The sequence below is a fragment of the Vibrio sp. 970 genome, from assembly GCF_033339075.1.
Window position 1 is genome coordinate 1 of sequence record NZ_JAWOTW010000844.1, and the last position, 512, is coordinate 512.

Annotated in this window: 1 protein-coding gene; it reads right to left on the reverse strand. The window is 46.9% G+C overall.

The genetic code is table 11. The annotated features are described in order from the left end of the window. The coding region (locus tag R7Q11_RS29505; protein WP_225467381.1) for a TonB-dependent receptor domain-containing protein at window positions 1-512 on the reverse strand (512 nt) is incomplete at both ends.

Genomic DNA, 512 nt, shown 5'->3' on the forward strand with positions numbered 1-512 from the left:
GTCACAGCTTCATCCACATTAATGCGGTAAGTAGGATCTGCCCCCCATTGGTTTGGGCCATCCGTACAAATTGTATCTGGGCACACCACGCGAGTAATCTTATCTTTAAACTCATTGTGGAAGGCGGTTAACGTCACATCAAGACCAGAATCACCTTGGTAAAGCACACTGATTTCTTTGTTCAGTGAAGTTTCCGGATCCAAATCTGGGTTACCATAAATATTACCGCCACCACTGACTTGCGCCCAACCTGGGGTAATTTCACGTAACTGAGGAGAGCGGAAGCCTGTCGCCACACCGCCTTTGACCGTCCAAGCAGGATCAACACGCCACACACCATACACTCTCGGGCTAAAATGCGCGCCGTAGTTTTCATCGTGATCCAAACGACCACCTAATGTCAGACTAAAAGGTTCTGCGATCTTCCATTCATCTTCGATGAACACTGCCCATTGTGTATTTGATGCTTTCGTTTTAGATGATGCTTTGTTGGACGTAAAATCTTCCAACTC